At 67.7% G+C, this 17,855-nt stretch carries 17 protein-coding genes; 16 read left to right on the top strand and 1 reads right to left on the bottom strand.

The window, feature by feature from the left end; genetic code table 11:
• Positions 1–27: 27 nt before the first annotated feature.
• The 6 genes from AC3WL8_RS25915 (at position 28) to crcB (ending at position 5,405) form a co-directional block, all read left to right on the top strand.
• Positions 28–1,338: a homoserine dehydrogenase gene (locus AC3WL8_RS25915; protein WP_013957130.1), complete on the top strand. Its 1,311-nt coding sequence runs from the start codon at positions 28–30 to the stop codon at positions 1,336–1,338.
• 21 nt (positions 1,339–1,359) lie between these two features.
• Positions 1,360–2,805, top strand: a complete 1,446-nt coding sequence (thrC, locus tag AC3WL8_RS25910; RefSeq protein ID WP_013957129.1) for a threonine synthase — start codon at positions 1,360–1,362, stop codon at positions 2,803–2,805.
• Between the two features lie 173 nt (positions 2,806–2,978).
• Entirely contained in the window at positions 2,979–4,217 is a 1,239-nt protein-coding gene (locus AC3WL8_RS25905; protein WP_211979848.1) for a molybdopterin molybdotransferase MoeA, read from the top strand.
• 30 nt (positions 4,218–4,247) lie between these two features.
• Positions 4,248–4,505, top strand: coding sequence for a molybdopterin converting factor subunit 1 (gene moaD, locus AC3WL8_RS25900; protein WP_013957127.1), 258 nt, complete (start codon positions 4,248–4,250; stop codon positions 4,503–4,505).
• Position 4,506: 1 nt separating this feature from the next.
• A complete protein-coding gene (locus AC3WL8_RS25895; RefSeq protein ID WP_011615581.1) occupies positions 4,507–5,025 on the top strand; it encodes a molybdenum cofactor biosynthesis protein MoaE in 519 nt (172 codons plus the stop codon).
• Positions 5,025–5,405, top strand: a complete 381-nt coding sequence (gene crcB / locus AC3WL8_RS25890; protein WP_013957125.1) for a fluoride efflux transporter CrcB — start codon at positions 5,025–5,027, stop codon at positions 5,403–5,405. The genes AC3WL8_RS25895 and crcB overlap by 1 nt, the downstream gene beginning before the upstream one ends.
• Here crcB and AC3WL8_RS25885 read toward each other — a convergent pair.
• Entirely contained in the window at positions 5,355–6,263 is a 909-nt protein-coding gene (locus AC3WL8_RS25885; RefSeq protein ID WP_013957124.1) for an alpha/beta fold hydrolase, read from the bottom strand. The genes crcB and AC3WL8_RS25885 overlap by 51 nt on opposite strands.
• 241 nt (positions 6,264–6,504) lie before the next feature.
• Between AC3WL8_RS25885 and AC3WL8_RS25880 the strand changes: the two genes are divergently transcribed.
• The 10 genes from AC3WL8_RS25880 (at position 6,505) to AC3WL8_RS25835 (ending at position 17,637) form a co-directional block, all read left to right on the top strand.
• Positions 6,505–7,158, top strand: coding sequence for a TetR/AcrR family transcriptional regulator (locus AC3WL8_RS25880; protein WP_114134230.1), 654 nt, complete (start codon positions 6,505–6,507; stop codon positions 7,156–7,158).
• Complete coding sequence (locus tag AC3WL8_RS25875) at positions 7,155–7,937, top strand: enoyl-CoA hydratase/isomerase family protein (RefSeq protein WP_211979847.1); 783 nt, start codon at positions 7,155–7,157, stop codon at positions 7,935–7,937. The genes AC3WL8_RS25880 and AC3WL8_RS25875 overlap by 4 nt, the downstream gene beginning before the upstream one ends.
• Before the next feature lie 77 nt (positions 7,938–8,014).
• Entirely contained in the window at positions 8,015–9,202 is a 1,188-nt protein-coding gene (locus AC3WL8_RS25870; RefSeq protein ID WP_013957121.1) for a substrate-binding domain-containing protein, read from the top strand.
• A gap of 92 nt (positions 9,203–9,294) precedes the next feature.
• A complete protein-coding gene (locus AC3WL8_RS25865) occupies positions 9,295–10,056 on the top strand; it encodes an ABC transporter ATP-binding protein (protein WP_041227982.1) in 762 nt (253 codons plus the stop codon).
• Entirely contained in the window at positions 10,049–10,789 is a 741-nt protein-coding gene (locus tag AC3WL8_RS25860) for an ABC transporter ATP-binding protein (RefSeq protein WP_211979845.1), read from the top strand. The genes AC3WL8_RS25865 and AC3WL8_RS25860 overlap by 8 nt, the downstream gene beginning before the upstream one ends.
• A gap of 15 nt (positions 10,790–10,804) precedes the next feature.
• A complete protein-coding gene (locus tag AC3WL8_RS25855) occupies positions 10,805–11,830 on the top strand; it encodes a branched-chain amino acid ABC transporter permease (protein WP_013957118.1) in 1,026 nt (341 codons plus the stop codon).
• An 11-nt stretch (positions 11,831–11,841) separates the two neighbouring features.
• The gene (locus AC3WL8_RS25850; protein ID WP_013957117.1) at positions 11,842–12,918 is read left to right on the top strand and encodes a branched-chain amino acid ABC transporter permease; all 1,077 of its coding nucleotides are present in this window, start codon (positions 11,842–11,844) and stop codon (positions 12,916–12,918) included.
• A gap of 14 nt (positions 12,919–12,932) precedes the next feature.
• The gene (locus AC3WL8_RS25845; RefSeq protein ID WP_013957116.1) at positions 12,933–14,477 is read left to right on the top strand and encodes an acyl-CoA synthetase; all 1,545 of its coding nucleotides are present in this window, start codon (positions 12,933–12,935) and stop codon (positions 14,475–14,477) included.
• Between the two features lie 122 nt (positions 14,478–14,599).
• Positions 14,600–16,756, top strand: a complete 2,157-nt coding sequence (gene phaZ2, locus AC3WL8_RS25840) for a D-(-)-3-hydroxybutyrate oligomer hydrolase (RefSeq protein WP_211979844.1) — start codon at positions 14,600–14,602, stop codon at positions 16,754–16,756.
• Positions 16,756–17,637 carry a MaoC/PaaZ C-terminal domain-containing protein gene (locus tag AC3WL8_RS25835; protein ID WP_013957114.1) on the top strand — a complete coding sequence of 294 codons (882 nt, stop codon included), beginning with the start codon at positions 16,756–16,758 and terminating at the stop codon, positions 17,635–17,637. The genes phaZ2 and AC3WL8_RS25835 overlap by 1 nt, the downstream gene beginning before the upstream one ends.
• Positions 17,638–17,855 lie beyond the last annotated feature (218 nt).

Raw genomic sequence — 17,855 nt, 5'->3', positions numbered from 1 at the left:
CATCCTTAGCAACTCAGAAGATTGTCCATGAACCCCATCAAAGTTGGCCTGCTCGGCATCGGTACCGTCGGTAGCGGCACGTTCAACGTGCTCAAGCGCAATCAGGAAGAAATTCGTCGCCGCGCCGGCCGCGGCATCGAGATTGCCGTGGTGGCCGATCTCAACACCGAACGCGCGCGCGAATTGACCAACGGAGAAGTGGAGATCGTCAGCGACGCCAACGAGGTGGTCAGCCGCCCCGACATCGACATTGTCATCGAACTGATCGGCGGCTATGGCATCGCGCGCGAGCTGGTGCTCAAGGCGATCGAGAACGGCAAGCACGTGGTCACCGCCAACAAGGCGCTGCTGGCCGTGCACGGCAACGAGATCTTCGAAGCCGCGCGCAAGAAGGGCGTGATCGTCGCCTTCGAAGCCGCGGTGGCCGGCGGCATCCCCATCATCAAGGCGCTGCGCGAAGGCCTGACCGCCAACCGCATCCAGTGGATCGCCGGCATCATCAACGGCACCACCAACTTCATCCTGTCCGAGATGCGCGACAAGGGCCTCGATTTCGACGTGGTCCTGAAGGAAGCGCAGCAGCTGGGCTATGCCGAAGCCGACCCGACCTTCGACATCGAAGGCGTCGACGCCGCGCACAAGGTCACGCTGATGAGCGCGATCGCCTTCGGCATGCCGGTGCAGTTCGACAAGGCCCACGTGGAAGGCATCACCAAGCTCTCGGCCGTCGACATCAAGTACGCCGAGGAACTGGGCTACCGCATCAAGCTGCTGGGCATCACCCGCCGCCGCGACGACGGTGTCGAGCTGCGCGTGCATCCGACGCTGGTGCCGGCCTCGCGCCTGATCGCCAATGTGGAAGGCGCGATGAACGCCGTGCTGGTGCAGGGCGACGCCGTGGGCGCGACGCTCTACTACGGCAAGGGCGCCGGCGCCGAGCCGACCGCCTCGGCCGTGATCGCCGACCTGGTCGACGTGACCCGCCTGCATACCGCCGACCCTAACCACCGCGTGCCGCACCTGGCGTTCCAGCCGGATGAGCTGTCGAGCGTGCCGGTGCTGCCGATCGAAGAGATCAACAGCTCGTACTACCTGCGCATGCGCGTGGCCGACGAGACCGGCGTGCTGGCCGAGATCACCCGCATCCTGGCCGAAGGCGGTATCTCGATCGACGCCATGCTGCAGAAGGAATCGCGCGAAGGCGAGCCGCAGACCGACATCATCATCCTGACCCACATCACGCGCGAGAAGCACGTCAACGCGGCGATCGCCAAGATCGAGGCGCTGCAGACCGTGCTGTCCGACGTGACGCGCCTGCGCATGGAAGAACTGAACTAAGGGCCGGACCGGCAGATTCAGATGAAATACCAGTCGACCCGCGGCCATGAGCTGCCGCAAACCTTCTCCGAGATCCTGCTGGGCGGCCTGGCGCCGGACGGCGGGCTGTACCTGCCCACCGAGTACCCGCAAGTCACGGCCGATGAGCTCGAATCCTGGCGCAAGCTGTCGTATGCCGACCTGGCCTACGAGATCCTGCGCAAGTTCAGCGACGATATTCCCGCCGAGGACCTGCGCGCGCTGACGCGCAAGACCTATACCGCCGAGGTGTACTGCAACGCACGCGAGGGCGACAACACCGCCGACATCACACCCCTGCGCACGCTGGGCGAGGAAGGCGGCACCAAGCTGCAACTGCTGGGCCTGTCCAACGGCCCGACGCTGGCCTTCAAGGACATGGCGATGCAGCTGCTCGGCAACCTGTTCGAGTACGCGCTGGGCCGCGCCGGGCAGGAGCTGAACATCCTGGGCGCGACCTCGGGCGATACCGGCAGCGCCGCCGAGTACGCGATGCGCGGCAAGCGCGGTATCCGCGTGTTCATGCTGAGCCCGCACCGCAAGATGAGCGCGTTCCAGACCGCGCAGATGTTCAGCCTGCAGGATGCCAACATCTTCAACTTGGCGGTCGAAGGCGTGTTCGACGACTGCCAGGACATCGTCAAGGCGGTCTCCAACGACCTCGACTACAAGGCGCGCCAGAAGATCGGCACGGTCAACTCGATCAACTGGGCGCGCGTGGTGGCCCAGGTGGTGTACTACTTCAAGGGCTGGCTGCTGGCTACCAGCGGCCCGGGCCAGAAGGTCTCGTTCTGCGTGCCGTCCGGCAACTTCGGCAACGTCTGCGCCGGCCATATCGCGCGCATGATGGGCCTGCCGATCGACAAGCTGGTGGTCGCCACCAACGAGAACGACGTGCTCGACGAGTTCTTCCGCACCGGCGCCTACCGCGTGCGCAAGTCGGCCGAGACGTACCACACGTCGAGCCCGAGCATGGATATCTCCAAGGCCTCGAACTTCGAGCGCTTCGTGTTCGACCTGCTGGGCCAGGACGCCGGCAAGCTGGCGGCGCTGTTCCGTGACGTGGAAGAGAAGGGCGGCTTCGACCTGTCGGGCACGCCGGAATTCGACCGTATCCGCCAGTTTGGCTTTGTCTCGGGCCGCAGCACGCACCAGGACCGGCTGGCCACCATCCGCGACCTGTCGTCGCGCTACGGCATCACCATCGATACCCACACCGCCGATGGCGTCAAGGTGGCGCGCGAGCATCTCAGCGCCGGTGTGCCGATGGTGGTGCTGGAAACCGCGCTGCCCGCCAAGTTCGCCGACACCATCCGCGAAGCGCTCGGCCACGAGCCGGAGCGCCCGGCCAGGTTCGAGGGCATCGAGAGGCTGCCGCAGCGCTTTGAAGTGATGCCCGCCGACGCCGCGCAGGTCAAGGCCTACATCGCCGGCCACACCGGCCTGTAAGCGCGCGGGTGCGTGTAGCCCGCTGCGGCGCTGCCGCATGCCGGGCCCGCGCCAACTCGCTACAATCAGGCTGCGGGCCCGATCTTCGGCCCCCGGATTGCCTGCCCCAATCAAGTGGGTGCCGGCAATGCGCGGGCCGTTTTTCGTGGGCCAACTCTTTCCCACATCGCACCATGACCCAAGCCGCAGCACCTTCCCGCCCCCCGATGCTGACCATGGCCCAGGCGCTCGACGCGCTGCTCGGCGCCGCCCGTCCGCTGGCGCAGGTTGAATCCATCGATACGCTCGACGCCAACGGCCGCGTGCTGGCCGCGCCCGTGACCAGCACGCTGCGCGTGCCGCCGGCCGACAACACCTCGATGGACGGCTACGCCATGCGCGCGGCCGATGTGCCCGCTGCCGGCACGCGGCTGCGCGTATCGCAACGGATTCCCGCCGGCCATGTCGGCACCGCGCTGGAACCCGGCACCGCCGCGCGCATCTTCACCGGTGGGCTGATTCCGCGGGGCGCCGACGCCGTGGTGATGCAGGAGCAATGCACCGTCGAGGGCGAGGACGTGATCGTCAACCACGTGCCGCAACCCGGCGAATGGGTGCGGCGCGCGGGCGAGGATATCGAAGCCGGCAGCGTGATCCTGCCGGCCGGCACGCGGCTGACGCCGCAGGCGCTGGGGTTGGCCGCATCGGTCGGCCAGGCGAAGCTGGACGTGGTGCGGCGCGTGCGCGTGGCGGTGTTCTTTACCGGTGACGAACTGGCGATGCCGGGCGAGCCGCTCAAGCCGGGCGCCATCTACAACTCCAACCGCTTCACACTGCGCGGCCTGCTGGAAAACCTGGGCTGCGAGGTCAGCGACTTCGGCATCGTGCCCGACACGCTGGCCGCCACGCGCGAGACGCTGCGCCGCGCGGCGCAGGGACACGACCTGATCATCACCTCGGGCGGCGTTTCGGTCGGCGAGGAAGACCATATCAAGCCCGCGGTCGAGGCTGAAGGGCGGCTCGACATGTGGCAGATCGCGATCAAGCCGGGCAAGCCGCTGGCGTTCGGGCAGGTCAACAACGATGCCGAGCCGGCGTTCTTCCTGGGTTTGCCTGGCAACCCGGTGTCCAGCTTCGTGACCTTCCTGCTGTTCGTGCGCCCGTTCATCCTGCGCCTGCAGGGCGTGGCCGGCGTGACGCCGCGGCGCCTGCCGCTGCGCGCGGATTTCGAACTGAACAAGGGCGACCGCCGCAATGAGTTCCTTCGCGCGCGCATCAATGCCGAGGGCGGCCTGGACCTGTTCCCCAACCAGAGCTCGGGCGTGCTGACCTCGACCGTCTGGGGCGACGGCCTGATCGACAATCCGCCCAACCAGGCGATCGCGCGCGGCGATACCGTGCAGTTCATTCCGTTTGACGGCCTGCTCGCGTAGCCGGCCAGCACGACCAGGACAGAAGCAGTGATGATCATTGAACTCCGATTCTTTGCCAGCGTGCGCGAGCAGCTGGGCGTGACCGAAGAGCGCGCCGAGGTGCCGGCCGACGTGCGCACCGTGGGCGAGCTGCGCCAGTGGCTGCGCCAGCGCGGCGGCGCCTGGGCCGAGACCCTGGCTGAAGGGCGCGCGCTGCGCATGGCTGTCGACCATGCGGTGGCGCGCCCCGATACGGCGATTGCCGACGGCTGCGAAGTCGCCTTTTTCCCACCAGTGACCGGAGGCTGAGATGAGCGTCAGGGTGCAGCGTGAGGATTTCGATCTTGGCGCGGAAGTCGCGGCGCTGCGAGCCGGCAATCCGGCGGTCGGCGCGGTGGCCAGCTTTATCGGCACCGTGCGCGATGTCAGCGACGGCAGCGCGGTCAGCGCGATGGAGCTGGAGCACTATCCGGGTATGACCGAGAAGGCGCTGGCGCAGATCGAGGCGGCTGCGTGCGCGCGCTGGGCGCTGCTGGGCGTGACCATCATCCACCGCGTGGGCCCGATGCAGCCGCTGGACCAGATCGTGATGGTCGCGGTGGCGTCGGCGCATCGCGGCAATGCCTTTGCCGCGTGCGAGTTCATCATGGACTACCTCAAGTCCGAAGCGCCGTTCTGGAAGAAGGAAGACACCCCGGAAGGCGCGCGCTGGGTCGATGCCCGCGTGACTGACGAAGCCGCCCTCCAGCGCTGGGGGATCGCATCGTTCAATGCCAGCGGCGACGATGCTGGCGCACCACCGGAGAAGCAGGGCGGGAGCCAGCCCTGATGGGGCCGCTCGGCTTTGTCGCCGTGGGCGTGGGCGCCGCGGCCGGTGCGTGGCTGCGCTGGGGCTTCGCGGTGCTGTGGAACGCGATCAATCCCGCGCTACCCTATGGCACGCTGGCGGCCAACCTGCTGGGCGGCTACCTGATCGGCCTGGCGGTCGGATTCTTCGATACGCACGCGGGCCTGCCGCCGGAATGGCGCCTGCTGGCTATCACCGGCTTCCTTGGCGGGCTGACCACGTTCTCGACCTTTTCCAGCGAGGTGCTGGCGAACCTGATTGCCGGCGACTACGGCTGGGCGGCGCTGCACCTGCTGCTGCACCTGGGCGGCTCACTGCTGCTGACCGCGTTCGGCCTCTGGACTTACCGCTTGCTGGCCTGACGCGGCCCTGGCGATCAGGTCCAGCAGCGCGGCATTGAACGCCTGCGGCCGCTCCATGTGGGGGCTATGACCGGCGCCGGCCACCACGCTGAATCCCGCCTCGGGCCGCAGTGCGAGCGTGGCGGCACCCACCGCGGGCGCATAGAGCCGGCTGGCTTCCCCGTACAAATGGAACAGCGGCCGCCCGGTGCCGCGCAGTGTCTCCCGGAAATCCTGGCGCGCCATGTCTTCCCATAGCGCGGCAAGCGCCGCCACATCGCACTGGTCCGCCATGTGCGCGATGCGCTGCATTGCGGTGCCTTCCGGGCGCCTTCCCGCCGACCACATTCCCAGTGCAACCGACGGCGCCAGCCGGGGCCAGTCGGCCCGGATGCGGGCCGCCATCTGCGCGGCGTGCGCAATCTCATAGTGGCCGTGCAGGCCATGCGGCCAGGCCGGATCGGTCACCAGCCTGGGTGTCATGTCGATGCTGCCGACCGCTGCCAGCGGAAGACCCGGATGGTCTCGCAGCAGCGCCCATGCCACCATCGCCCCCATCGACCAGCCAGCCACCACCACGTCTGTCAGCCCGAGGTGCGCAACCAGTCCGGCGACGTCGCGCGCCAGCGCCGTGATCGTGGTGCCGTCGCGTTCGCGCGACAGGCCGTGGCCGGCATGGTCGGGTGCGATCACGCGGAATCCCGCCAGTGCGAGCGCCCGCTGGCCGTCGAAGGCCTCGCCGGTGACCGACCAGCCGTGCAGCAGCAGCAGCGGCCGTCCCTGGCCGGTTTCGCGCCAGCCTGGCAAGGCGCCACGCGCCGGGTGGCTGGCGAAGGGCGGCGGAGTGGGGCCGGCAGGTGCCGAATCGGGAGCGTCCAACGATGGTTCTCTCCTGGCAGGAGGGTAAAGGGCAGCGGCCTGGATGCCACCGGGTGAGGGTGCCTCTCTATTGACATCCATGGTGGGCAATTTATACGATGAAACATGAATCAGCTATCAGGTTTTGCCTGAGTGGCGATTCCCGGCGCAGGCAGGCGCGGAGGAGGCGCCTGCCTGCGCCGGCATGGCAGGAAGCGGCTGGCATTCCAATGACAAGGCGCGCAGCGCCACCGGAGACAAGATGTCCCAGACCGACACGGGCGCACCGCCCGAAACCGGCGCAATCCGCGAACCCGGCCACGCCGGCGGCATCTGCCCGCCCAAGACCGCGCGCGGGCAGAAGACGCGCGAGGCGCTGCTGCGCGCGGCCGAGAAGGTGTTCGGTGAGAAAGGCTATTACGCTGCGTCGATCTCCGAGATCACGCAGGAAGCCAAGGTCGCGATGGGCACCTTCTACCTGTATTTCAAGGACAAGGAAGATATCTTCCGCGCACTGGTCGCGCACATGCTGGAACTGGTGCGCGCCCACCTGCGCAAGCACGTTGCCGCCGCGGCCACCCAGATGGAAGCCGAGCGCCTGGGCCTGAAGGCATTTCTCTCATTCGTGTCGCGCCACAAGAACCTGTACCGGATCGTGCTGGATTCGTACTCGGTGGACGAGACCATCTACAGCAGCTATTTCCAGGTGTTTGCCGAGCTTTACAGCCGGCGCCTGACGCGCGCCGAAGAGCAGGGCGAGATCGTGCCCGGCGACGCCGAGGTGCGCGCCTGGTGCCTGATTGGCATCAGCAACTTCCTGGGCATGCGCTATGCGCGCTGGAAGCGCCCGCCTTCGATGGAGAAGGTGGTCGACACCGCCTTCGACCTGATCTCGCACGGCCTGCAGCCGCGATGAACGCCCACGCAGAACCCCTGGTGCAGTGGGAGCGCGCCGATGGCGTGGCATTGCTGCGCCTGAACCGGCCGCAGCGGCACAACAGCCTGGTGCCCGAGTTGCTGGAAGCGCTGCTGGCCGCGCTGGACGAGATTGAAGTCGACCCCGCGATCCATGCCGTGGTGCTGACGCATGCCGGAAAAAATTTCTCCACCGGCGGCGACGTCGCGGCATTCGCTGCGCAGGGCGACGCGATAGCCAGCTACGCCGACCGGCTGCTGGCACTGCTGAACCGCTCGATCCTGCGACTGGCAGCGCTGCGCTGCCCGGTGGTGGCGGCGGTGGAGGGCTGGCTGACGGGCGGCTCGCTGGGCCTGGTGCTGGCGTGCGACATGGCGGTGCTGGCGCGGGATGCGCGCATCGCGCCGTACTACACGGTGGTTGGCTTCAGCCCGGACGGCGGCTGGACCGCGATGCTGCCGCAGCTGGTCGGCACGCCGCAGGCGCGCGCCTGGCAGCTGAACAATACGATCGTCGCCGCGCCGAAGGCAGAGGCACTTGGCCTGGCCACCGCGCTGGCCGCGCCGGGTTCGGCCGAGGCCGATGCCGTGACGCTGGCGCGCGGCGTCATGCGCAAGGTGCCGGGCAGCGTGGCCCGCACGCGCGCGCTGTTGCGCTGGGACGCCGACACCCTGGCGGCCGGCCTTGAGCGAGAGCGCGCGGCCTTTGTCGCCCAGATCGCCAGTGCCGAGACCGCCGACGGCATGCGGTGCTTCCTGGCAGGACGCACGCGCGAATAGTCCGTACAGCATTCCAAAGCAGTTGCAGCAGGTTTCATCCAGACAAACACAAACGAGACCGAACACAGGAGACAGCAATGCAACGCAACCCACTCGCCGTACGTGCCCTGGTCATGGCCGCCGGCCTGCTTGCCGCCGGCACCGCGCTGGCCAAGGACATCCGCATCGCGCACGTCTATGACAAGACCGGCGCGCTCGAGGCCTACGCCAAGCAGACCCAGACCGGCCTGATGATGGGCCTGGAGTACGCCACCAACGGCACCATGACCGTCAACGGCAACAAGCTGGTGGTGATCGAGAAAGACACCCAGGGCAAGCCGGACGTGGCCAAGGCCCAGCTGGCCGCTGCCTACAGCGACGACCGCGCCGATATCGCGGTCGGCCCCACCTCTTCCGGCACCGCGCTGGCGATGCTGCCGGTGGCAGAGGAATACAAGAAGGTGCTGCTGGTCGAGCCCGCGGTGGCTGACTCGATCACCGGCGACAAGTGGAACCGCTATATCTTCCGCACCGGCCGCAATTCGTCGCAGGACGCAATTTCCAACGCCGTGGCGCTGGACAAGCCGGGCGTGCAGATCGCCACGCTGGCGCAGGACTACGCTTTTGGCCGCGACGGCGTCAAGGCCTTCAAGGGCGCGCTGAAGAACGCCAAGATCGTGCATGAGGAATACCTGCCGACCAGCACCACGGACTTCACCGCCGGCGCGCAGCGGCTGTTTGATTCGCTCAAGGACAAGCCGGGCCGCAAGGTGATCTTCATCATCTGGGCCGGTGCCGGCAACCCGTTCAAGATCGCCGATCTCGATCCCAAGCGCTACGGCATCGAGATTGCCACCGGCGGCAACATCCTGCCGGCGATGGCCAGCTACAAGAACTTCCCGGGCATGGAAGGGGCCACGTACTACTACTTCGGCATCCCCAAGAACAAGGCCAATGAGTGGCTGGTGTCCAACCACTACAGCAAGTTCAAGGCGCCGCCCGATTTCTTCACGGCCGGCGGCATGACTGCGGGCATCGCGCTGGTCGAGGCGCTGAAGAAGACCAGCGGCGAGACCGGCACCGAGAAGCTGATCACGGCGATGGAGGGCATGTCGTTCGACACGCCCAAGGGCAAGATGACCTTCCGCAAGGAAGACCACCAGGCCATGCAGTCAATGTACCACTTCAAGATCAAGGTGGATCCGGCCTTCGCCTGGGGCGTGCCTGAACTCGTGCGCGAGATCAAGCCCGAAGAGATGGCCGTGCCCGTGCGCAACCACCGCTGATGAACGCGCCAGCCTCTTTCGCCCGGTCCGCGCCGGCGCCGTCGCAGCCGGCCGCCGGGCACGCCGGCGCGACTGCCGCCGGGGCGCAGCCGCTGCTGGAAACGCGCGGCCTGACCATCCGCTTTGGCGGCCACGTGGCCGTCAATGCGGTGTCGTGCGCGTTCCGGCCCGGCGAGCTGACCTGCATCGTCGGCCCCAACGGCGCCGGCAAGACCACGTATTTCAACCTGGTCTCGGGCCAGTTGCCGCCCACGGCGGGGCAGATCCTGCTGGATGGCGAGGACGTGACGCGCCTGCCGGTGTCGCAGAAGACGCGCCGCGGCATTGGCCGCGCCTTCCAGCTGACCAGCCTGTTTCCGCAGCTGTCGGTGCTGGAGAACGTGCGGCTGGCGGTGCAGGCGCGCCAGCAGCGCGGCATCGATCTGTTCTCGATGTGGACCAGCCACCGCGACGTGCAGGCCCAGGCCATGGCGATCCTGGAGCGCGTGGCGCTGGCCGGCAAGCGCCAGTTGACAGTGGCCTCGTTGCCGCACGGCGACCAGCGCAAGCTGGAGGTCGGCATCCTGCTGGCGCTGCAGCCGCGCGTGTTCATGTTTGATGAGCCCACCGCGGGCATGAGCGTGGATGAAGTGCCGGTGATCCTTGACCTGATCCGCGAGATCCGCCAGGACCGCAGCAAGACCGTGCTGCTTGTCGAACACAAGATGGACGTGGTGCGCTCGCTGGCCGACCGCATCATCGTGCTGCACAACGGCACCCTGGTGGCCGACGGCGACCCGGCCGAGGTGATCGCCTCGCCGGTGGTGCAGCAGGCTTACCTGGGCATGCCGGAAGAGGAGGGCAGCCATGGCTGACGCACAAGCAACCGGGCCGATCCTGCGGCTGCAGGGCGTGCAGACCCATATCGGCCCGTACCACATCCTGCACGGCGTGAGCTTCGAGGTGCCGCGCGGCGGCGTGACCATGCTGCTGGGGCGCAACGGCGCCGGCAAGACCACCGCGCTGCGCACCATCATGGGCCTGTGGCAGGCCAGCGCGGGCACGGTGACCTTTGACGGCACCGACATCACGCGCCACAGCACGCCCGCGATCGCGCAGGCCGGCATTGCCTACGTGCCGGAGAACATGAGCGTGTTCTCTGACCTGACCGTGGCCGAGAACATGCGCCTGGCAGCGCGCACCGGCGCCATCGATGAGCGCCGGCTGGACTGGGTGTTCCGCATGTTCCCGGCGCTGAAGACCTTCTGGCAGCAGCGTGCCGGCGTGCTGTCGGGCGGGCAGAAGCAGATGCTGTCGGTGGCGCGCGCCATCATCGAGCCGCGCCAGCTGCTGATCGTCGACGAGCCCACCAAGGGCCTGGCGCCGGCCATCATCCAGAACATGATCCATGTGTTCCGCGAGCTCAAGCAGACCGAGGTGTCGATCCTGCTGGTGGAGCAGAACTTCCATATGGCGAAGTCGGTGGGGGATACGGTGGCGGTGATGGACGATGGCCGCACGGTACACACGGGCACGATGGCGGCGCTGGCTGGAGACGACTTGCTGCAGCAGAAGCTGCTGGGGCTGTCGCTGGCGGCGCACCAGTAACGCGGGACAACACACATGACCACTTCAACGACATTGCCGGCCGCCGCACCGACGGACCTGCCCAAGGTCCGGCTCGACTGGACCCCGCTGGCGCTGGCGCCGCTGCTGATGCTGCTGGCCTATCCGCTGGTCGGCAGCCCGTCGACCTGGCTGACGCTGACCATTGCCGGCCTGGCGATGGGCATGATCATCTTCGTCGTCTCGTCCGGCCTGACGCTGGTGTTCGGCCTGATGGATGTGCTCAACTTCGGCCACGGCGCCTTCATCGCGCTGGGTGCTTATGTGGCCGCCTCGGTCCTGCTGCCACTGGCAGGCTGGGTCGAGGCCGACAGCCTGGCGTTGAACCTGTCGGTGTTTGCACTGGCGATCGTAGCCGCGATGGTCGCAGCCGGCGCGGTCGGGCTGTTCTTCGAGCGCGTGGTGGTGCGCCCGGTCTACGGCCAGCACCTGAAGCAGATCCTGATCACGATGGGCGGCATGATCGTGGCCGAGCAGCTGATCAAGGCGATCTGGGGTCCTGAGACCATTGCGCTGCAGGTGCCCACCACCTTCCGCGGCGCGGTGCTGCTGGGCGATGCCGCCATCGAGAAATACCGGCTGATCGCGATGGCACTGGGGCTGGTGATCTTTATCGCGATGCTACTGCTGCTCAACCGCACCCGCATCGGCCTGCTGATCCGCGCCGGCGTGGAGAACCGCGAGATGGTCGAGGCGCTTGGCTACCGCGTGCGGCGCCTGTTTATCAGCGTGTTCGTCGCGGGCGCGGCGCTCGCGGGGCTGGGCGGGGTGCTGTGGGGGCTGTACCAGCAGAACATCACCGCGGCGATCGGCGCGCAGGTGAATGTGCTGATCTTTATCGTCATCATCATCGGCGGGCTGGGATCGACTACCGGCTGCTTTGTCGGCGCGTTGCTGGTGGGGCTGATGGCCAACTACACCGGTTTCCTGTTCCCCAAGGTGGCTCTGTTCTCCAACATCCTGCTGATGATGCTGGTGCTGCTGTGGCGCCCGCAGGGGCTGTTTCCGGTGGCGCGGCGCTGAGGGCAACGATCATGATCCGACTTCTCTCCGGCGACCTGCCGCGCAGCCGCGTGCTGACCGTGATCCTGCTGCTGATCCTGGTGGCCCTGGCGTGCGCCCCATTCGCCTTCCCCGGCGCGCGTGCGCTCAACATGGCGGCCAAGATCTGCATCTTCGTGGTGCTGGTGGCCAGCTATGACCTGCTGCTGGGCTATACCGGCATCGTTTCCTTCGCCCACACCATGTTCTTCGGCATTGGCGGCTATGGCGTGGCCATCGCCATGTCGCGCATGGAACCAGGCTGGGGGGCGCTGCTGGTGGGCACTGTCGGCGCGCTGGCGGTGTCGGCGCTGCTGGCTTTCCTGATCGGGCTGTTCTCGCTGCGGGTGCGGGCCATCTTCTTTGCCATGATCACGCTGGCGGTGGCGACCGCCTTCGCCACGCTGGTGTCGCAACTGTCGGAATGGACCGGTGGCGAAGACGGGCTGACCTTCAAGGTGCCGGAGGTGCTGCGTCCCGGCTTTACGCTGGGCGAGGCCGAATGGCTGGGCGTGCCGCTGAGCGGCAAGCTGCTCAGCTACTACCTGGTGTTCGCCGGCGCGGTGGTGCTGTTTCTGGTGCTGCTGCGCATCGTCAACTCGCCCTTTGGCCGGGTGCTGCAGGCGATCCGAGAGAACGATTTCCGTGCCGAGGCGATCGGCTACCGCACCGTGGTGTACCGTACCGTGTCGACGGTGCTGTCGGCGATGTTCGCCACGCTGGCCGGCGTGCTGATGGCGATCTGGCTGCGCTATAACGGGCCCGATACCTCGCTGTCGTTCGAGATCATGGTCGACATCCTGCTGATCGTGGTGATCGGCGGCATGGGCACGCTCTATGGCGCGGTGATCGGCACGGTGCTGTTCCTGGTGGCGCAGACCTACCTGCAGGACGTGATGAAACTGGCCAGCGACACCACCGCCGCGCTGCCGCTGCTGTCGTCGCTGCTGCATCCGGACCGGTGGCTGCTGTGGCTGGGTTTGCTGTTTATCCTGAGCGTCTATTATTTCCCGCAGGGCGTGGTGGGGCGGCTGCGCGGCACCGGGCCCGTGCAGGATGTGGCAAGCTGAGCGGAGGCTAGCGCATGTACGTCATCGACTGGCTGCACAAGAACGCGCAGCATTTCCCCGACAAGGTCGCGCTGGTAGACGTGGAGAGCGGCCGCCAGGTGACCTATCGCCACTTCAACGAACGCGCCAGCCGCTTCGCGGAATACCTGCGTGACCACCTGCAACTGGCGCCGGGCACGCGCGTGGCGGTGCTGGCGCACAACAGCTCGGACTATTTCGAGATGCTGTATGGCTGCGCCAAGGCCGGCATGGTGATGGTGTGCCTGAACTGGCGCCTGCCGGCGGCAGAGTTGCTGCCGATCCTGCAGGACTGCACGCCCGAGGTGCTGGTGGCCGGCGACGGCTTCCTGGCCGTGGCCGCCGAGCTGGCGCGCGCGATCCCGCTGCGCGCGGTGCTGCACCTCGCCGACGACGAGGCCGCCGACGTTCCCGGTGGCTGGACCGAGTACGAGGCGGTGCTCGACGCCGCCTCCGGCCGCATCATCGAGATGCCGTGCCGCGATGAGTCCGAGGTCTGGCACCTGCTCTATACCTCCGGCACCACCGGCAAGCCAAAGGGCGTGATCCAGACCTATGGCATGGTCTACTTCAACGCCGTCAACGCGATGCTGGCCAACAAGATCACGCGCGACGACGTGTTCCTCAACGTGCTGCCGTTCTTCCACACCGGCGGACTGAACCTGTATGCCAACCCGGTGCTGCACGCGGGCGGCACGGTGCACATCATGCGGCAGTTCGAGCCGCAGGTGGTGCTGGGCAAGCTCGACCGCGCCAGCGGCGAGGGCATCACCATGTTCTTCGCGGTGCCGGCGGTGTACCTGTTCCTGAGCCAGCACCCGCGCTTCGCGCAGGCGGACTTCGCCGGCGTGCGCAATATGTCGGCGGGGGGCTCGCCGGTGCCCAGGCCGCTGCTGGAGGCCTACCTGGCCAAGGGCGTGACCATCTGCTTCGGCTTCGGCATGACCGAGACCGGCCCCACGGTCTTTGTCTGCGACGAAGATACCGCGCGCCGCAAGATCGGCACCATCGGCAAGCCGGTGGGGTCGATGCTGACGCGCATCGTCGATGCGGTTGGGGCGGACGTAGGCCCGGGCGAGCGTGGCGAACTGCTGATCAAGGGCCCCGGCGTGACGCCAGGCTACTGGAACCTGCCCGAGGCCACCGCGGCCGCGATCCGCGACGGCTGGCTCCATTCCGGCGATATCGCCTACCGCGACGAGGACGGCGACTACTACATCGTCGACCGGGCCAAGGACATGTTTATCTCCGGCGGCGAGAACGTCTATCCGGCCGAAGTCGAGAGCGTGCTGTTCCAGCTGCCGGGCGTGGCCGAGGCCGCCGTGATCGGCGCGCCGGATGCGCGCTGGGGCGAGGTCGGCATGGCGCTGGTGGTGCTGCGCCCGGGCGCAGCCCTGGAGGCCGATGCCGTGATCGCCCACTGCAAGGCGCAGCTGGCCGGCTACAAGGTGCCGCGCCATGTACGCTTTCTCGATGCGCTGCCGCGCACGCCGTCCGGCAAGGTGGAAAAGCACAAGCTGCGCGCAAAGTTTTCTGGCTGAGGTGCATGGCCGCGCCAGCCGTTGCCGTGTTTTTGATTTCCGCAGTTCGCAGTCTCCGCAGTCCTCGATCTGAAGACAACTCGACAGCCCCGGCCATCCGGGTGCGCCAGGAGGAGGTTGACATGCATTCCACGCAGATCCCGCCGCAGCAGAAACAGAGACGCCGTCTCAGGCTCAAGGTGCTGGCGGCCGCCGCATCGATGCTGGCCGCCGCCTGCGGTTCGGGCGATGACAACAACAACGGCAACGGCAGCAACCCCAATACCAAGCCGGCGAATATCGGCACGGTCACCATCAACAGCTACAACGGCACCACCGACGACCTGCTGACCGCGGGCCTGGGCAAGGACGGCCTGGCCAGCGCCGCCGCGCCGCTGCCGGCCAACCCCACCGCGCCGACCGCGGCGGAGTTGCGGCGCTATGCGATCCATACCAACTATCGTGCCATTGTCGACACCACCGCCAGCGGCGGCTACGGCTCGCTCTACGGCCCCAATGTCGACGCGCAGGGCAATGTCACCGGCTCCGAAGGCAAGGTGGCCGGCGTGGAGTACCTGGCCTTTTCGGACGATGGCTCGGGCCAGCAGAACGTGACCATGCTGGTGCAGATCCCCGCGTCGTTCAACACGTCGAAGCCGTGCATGATCACCGCCACCTCATCCGGTTCGCGTGGCGTCTATGGCGCCATCGCCACTGGCGAGTGGGGCCTGAAGCGCGGCTGCGCGGTGGCCTATACCGACAAGGGTACCGGCGCCGCGCCGCATGACCTGGATACCGACACCGTGCCGCTGATCGACGGCACCCGCGCCACGCGCGCGGCGGCCGGCAAGAACGCGGAGTTTGCCGCGCCGGCGGGGGCCACCTCGCTGGCGGAATTTACCGCTGCCAACCCGCACCGGCTGGCGTTCAAGCATGCGCATTCGCAGCGCAACCCGGAGAAGGACTGGGGCAAGTTCACGCTGCAGGCGGTGGAATTTGCGATCTGGGCGATCAATGACCGCTTTGGCGCCGTGTCGGCCAACGGCACCCGCCAGCGCACCCTGGGCAAGGACAGGATCGTGGTGATCGCCTCCAGCGTGTCCAACGGCGGCGGTGCCGCGGTAGCGGCGGCCGAGCAGGATGCCGGCGGGCTGATCGACGGCGTGGCGGTGGGCGAGCCCAACCTGAACATGCCGCCAAATACCGGCATCGTGGTGCAACGCGGCGCAACGCCGGTGGCGGCTTCGGGCCGCACGCTGTACGACTACACCACCACGGCCAACCTGCTGCAGCACTGCGCCGCGCGGGCCACCGCGCTGACCCAGGCGCCGTTCTACACCAACCCCGCCACGGCGACGTTCTTTGCCAACCGCTGCCAGACGCTGGCGGAAAAGGGCCTGGTGAGCGGCACGAACACGGACGAACAGAGCGCCAGCGCGCTGCAGGCGCTGCGTGCCGCTGGCTGGGAAGCGGAATCGGACGATCTGCACCCGTCGCTGGCCGTGTTTGACGTCGCCGCCGCGATCTCGGTCAACTATGCCAACGCGTATGCGCAGGCCAGCGTCACCGACCGGCTGTGCGGCTACAGCTTTGCCAGCACGCTGACCGACCTGAAGCCCGCGGCAATCGCGCCCGCGGCGCTGGCGTCGATGTTCGCCACCGGCAACGGCGTGCCGCCGCAGCCGCCGGTCCAGTTGATCAATGACCTCGATCCGCAGCATGGCCCGTACCTGAACCTGGCGTCGGTTTCACCGTTGACGCTGCGGGCAGACCTGAATTACGACGGCGCCAACTGCCTGCGCAGCCTGCTGGCCGGCTCCGACGCCGCGGCACGCGCATTGCAAGCCGGCCAGGCGCTGACGCTGCGCAACGGCAACCTGCGCGGCAAGCCGGCGGTGATCGTGCACGGGCGTAGCGACGGGCTGCTGCCGGTCAACCATACCTCGCGCCCGTATCTCGGGCTGAACCGGCAACAGGAGGGGGTGACCAGCAAGCTGTCATACGTGGAGGTCGAGAACGCCCAGCACTTCGATGCCTTCATCGGCCTGGTGCCGGGCTACAGCAACCGCTATGTGCCGCTGCACGTCTACCTGAACCGGGCCCTGGATGCGGTCTACGACAACCTCACCGCGGGCAAGGCGCTGCCGCCGTCGCAGGTGGTGCGCACCACGCCGCGCGGGGGCACCCTCAATACGCCGGCGCCGACGCTGCTGCCGTCCAACGTGCCGCCGTTCGCCGCATCGCCTGCGGCCGGCAACGCGATTACCGTCAACGCTAATACCGTACAGGTGCCTGACTGATGAACGATGCCCTGCCGCGCGTGCTGTCGCAGCGCGACTTTGACCGCTTCGCCGCCTTGTCGCACGACGACAACCCGATCCACTGCGATCCGTCCTTTGCCCGTGGCACGCATTTCGGCGCCACCGTGGCGCACGGCATGTTCCTGTTTTCGCTGCTGTGCGCCCACACCTGGCGGCAGGTGCCCGGGCCGGCGTTGCCGGTCGGGCAGACGCTGATGTTCCCGACGCCGGCCTTCGTTGGCGATACGGTGCAGATCGCGCTGGCGCCGCAGCACGCGCCAGCCGGACTGGCGCGCTACGGCACCACCGTTGGCAGCGCGGGTGGGCCGGGCGAGGCGCCGCGCGTTACGGCCGTGGGCGAATCGCTCTGGCTGCCGGATGCCGGGCCGGACGCACTGGCCTGGCTGCCCGGCGAGACGGCACAGGCGCCAGAGGCGGGCGACGCCATCCTTTACGGCCTGCGCCCTGGTCAGGAAGCCCGTGCGACGCGCGCCTTCGCCCAGGCAGACCTGGACGAATACATCACCCTGACCGGCGACGCCAACCCGTATCACGCCGATCCGGCCTTTGCCCGCGCGCGCGGGTTTGGCGGGCCGGTGGTGCCGCTGCCGCTGCTGGCCGGCATGTTCTCGGACCTGCTCGGCACGCAACTGCCCGGACGGGGCACGGGGTGGATGAAGCAGTCGCTGCGCCTCGCTTCAGCCGCGCGGCTGGATGAGCCGCTGACGGCATGCGTGCGCATCGTGCGGCTGCGCGCCGGCAAGGACTTGGTCAACCTGGCCAGCGTGGTCACGGGCGCGGACGGGCGCGTGGTGGTGCAGGGCGAATCACTCGTGCTGGTGCGCAACCTGGCGGACAAGGGCGCCTGCCGCGCCGCCTAGCCGCGTGTCGCTTGCGGCACTTGCGAGCGTGGGAGCCGGGGTTGCCGACATAGCGGCGGATCGGGGTCATTGCGTACCGGCGCGGCCTTGAAATGTCGCGACAAAGCCTTATCTTTCGGAAAGACATCCAGTGTCCGGCAGGGCATACGGGCGCTCCGGCAACGAAGACCGGCGCCGAGGCCCCCGCATCAGGACACGACCTTATCCGAGAGAGGGAA

The sequence above is a fragment of the Cupriavidus sp. FW305-F7 genome, assembly GCF_058782875.1.
This window is presented reverse-complemented; position numbering and strand designations above follow the sequence as displayed.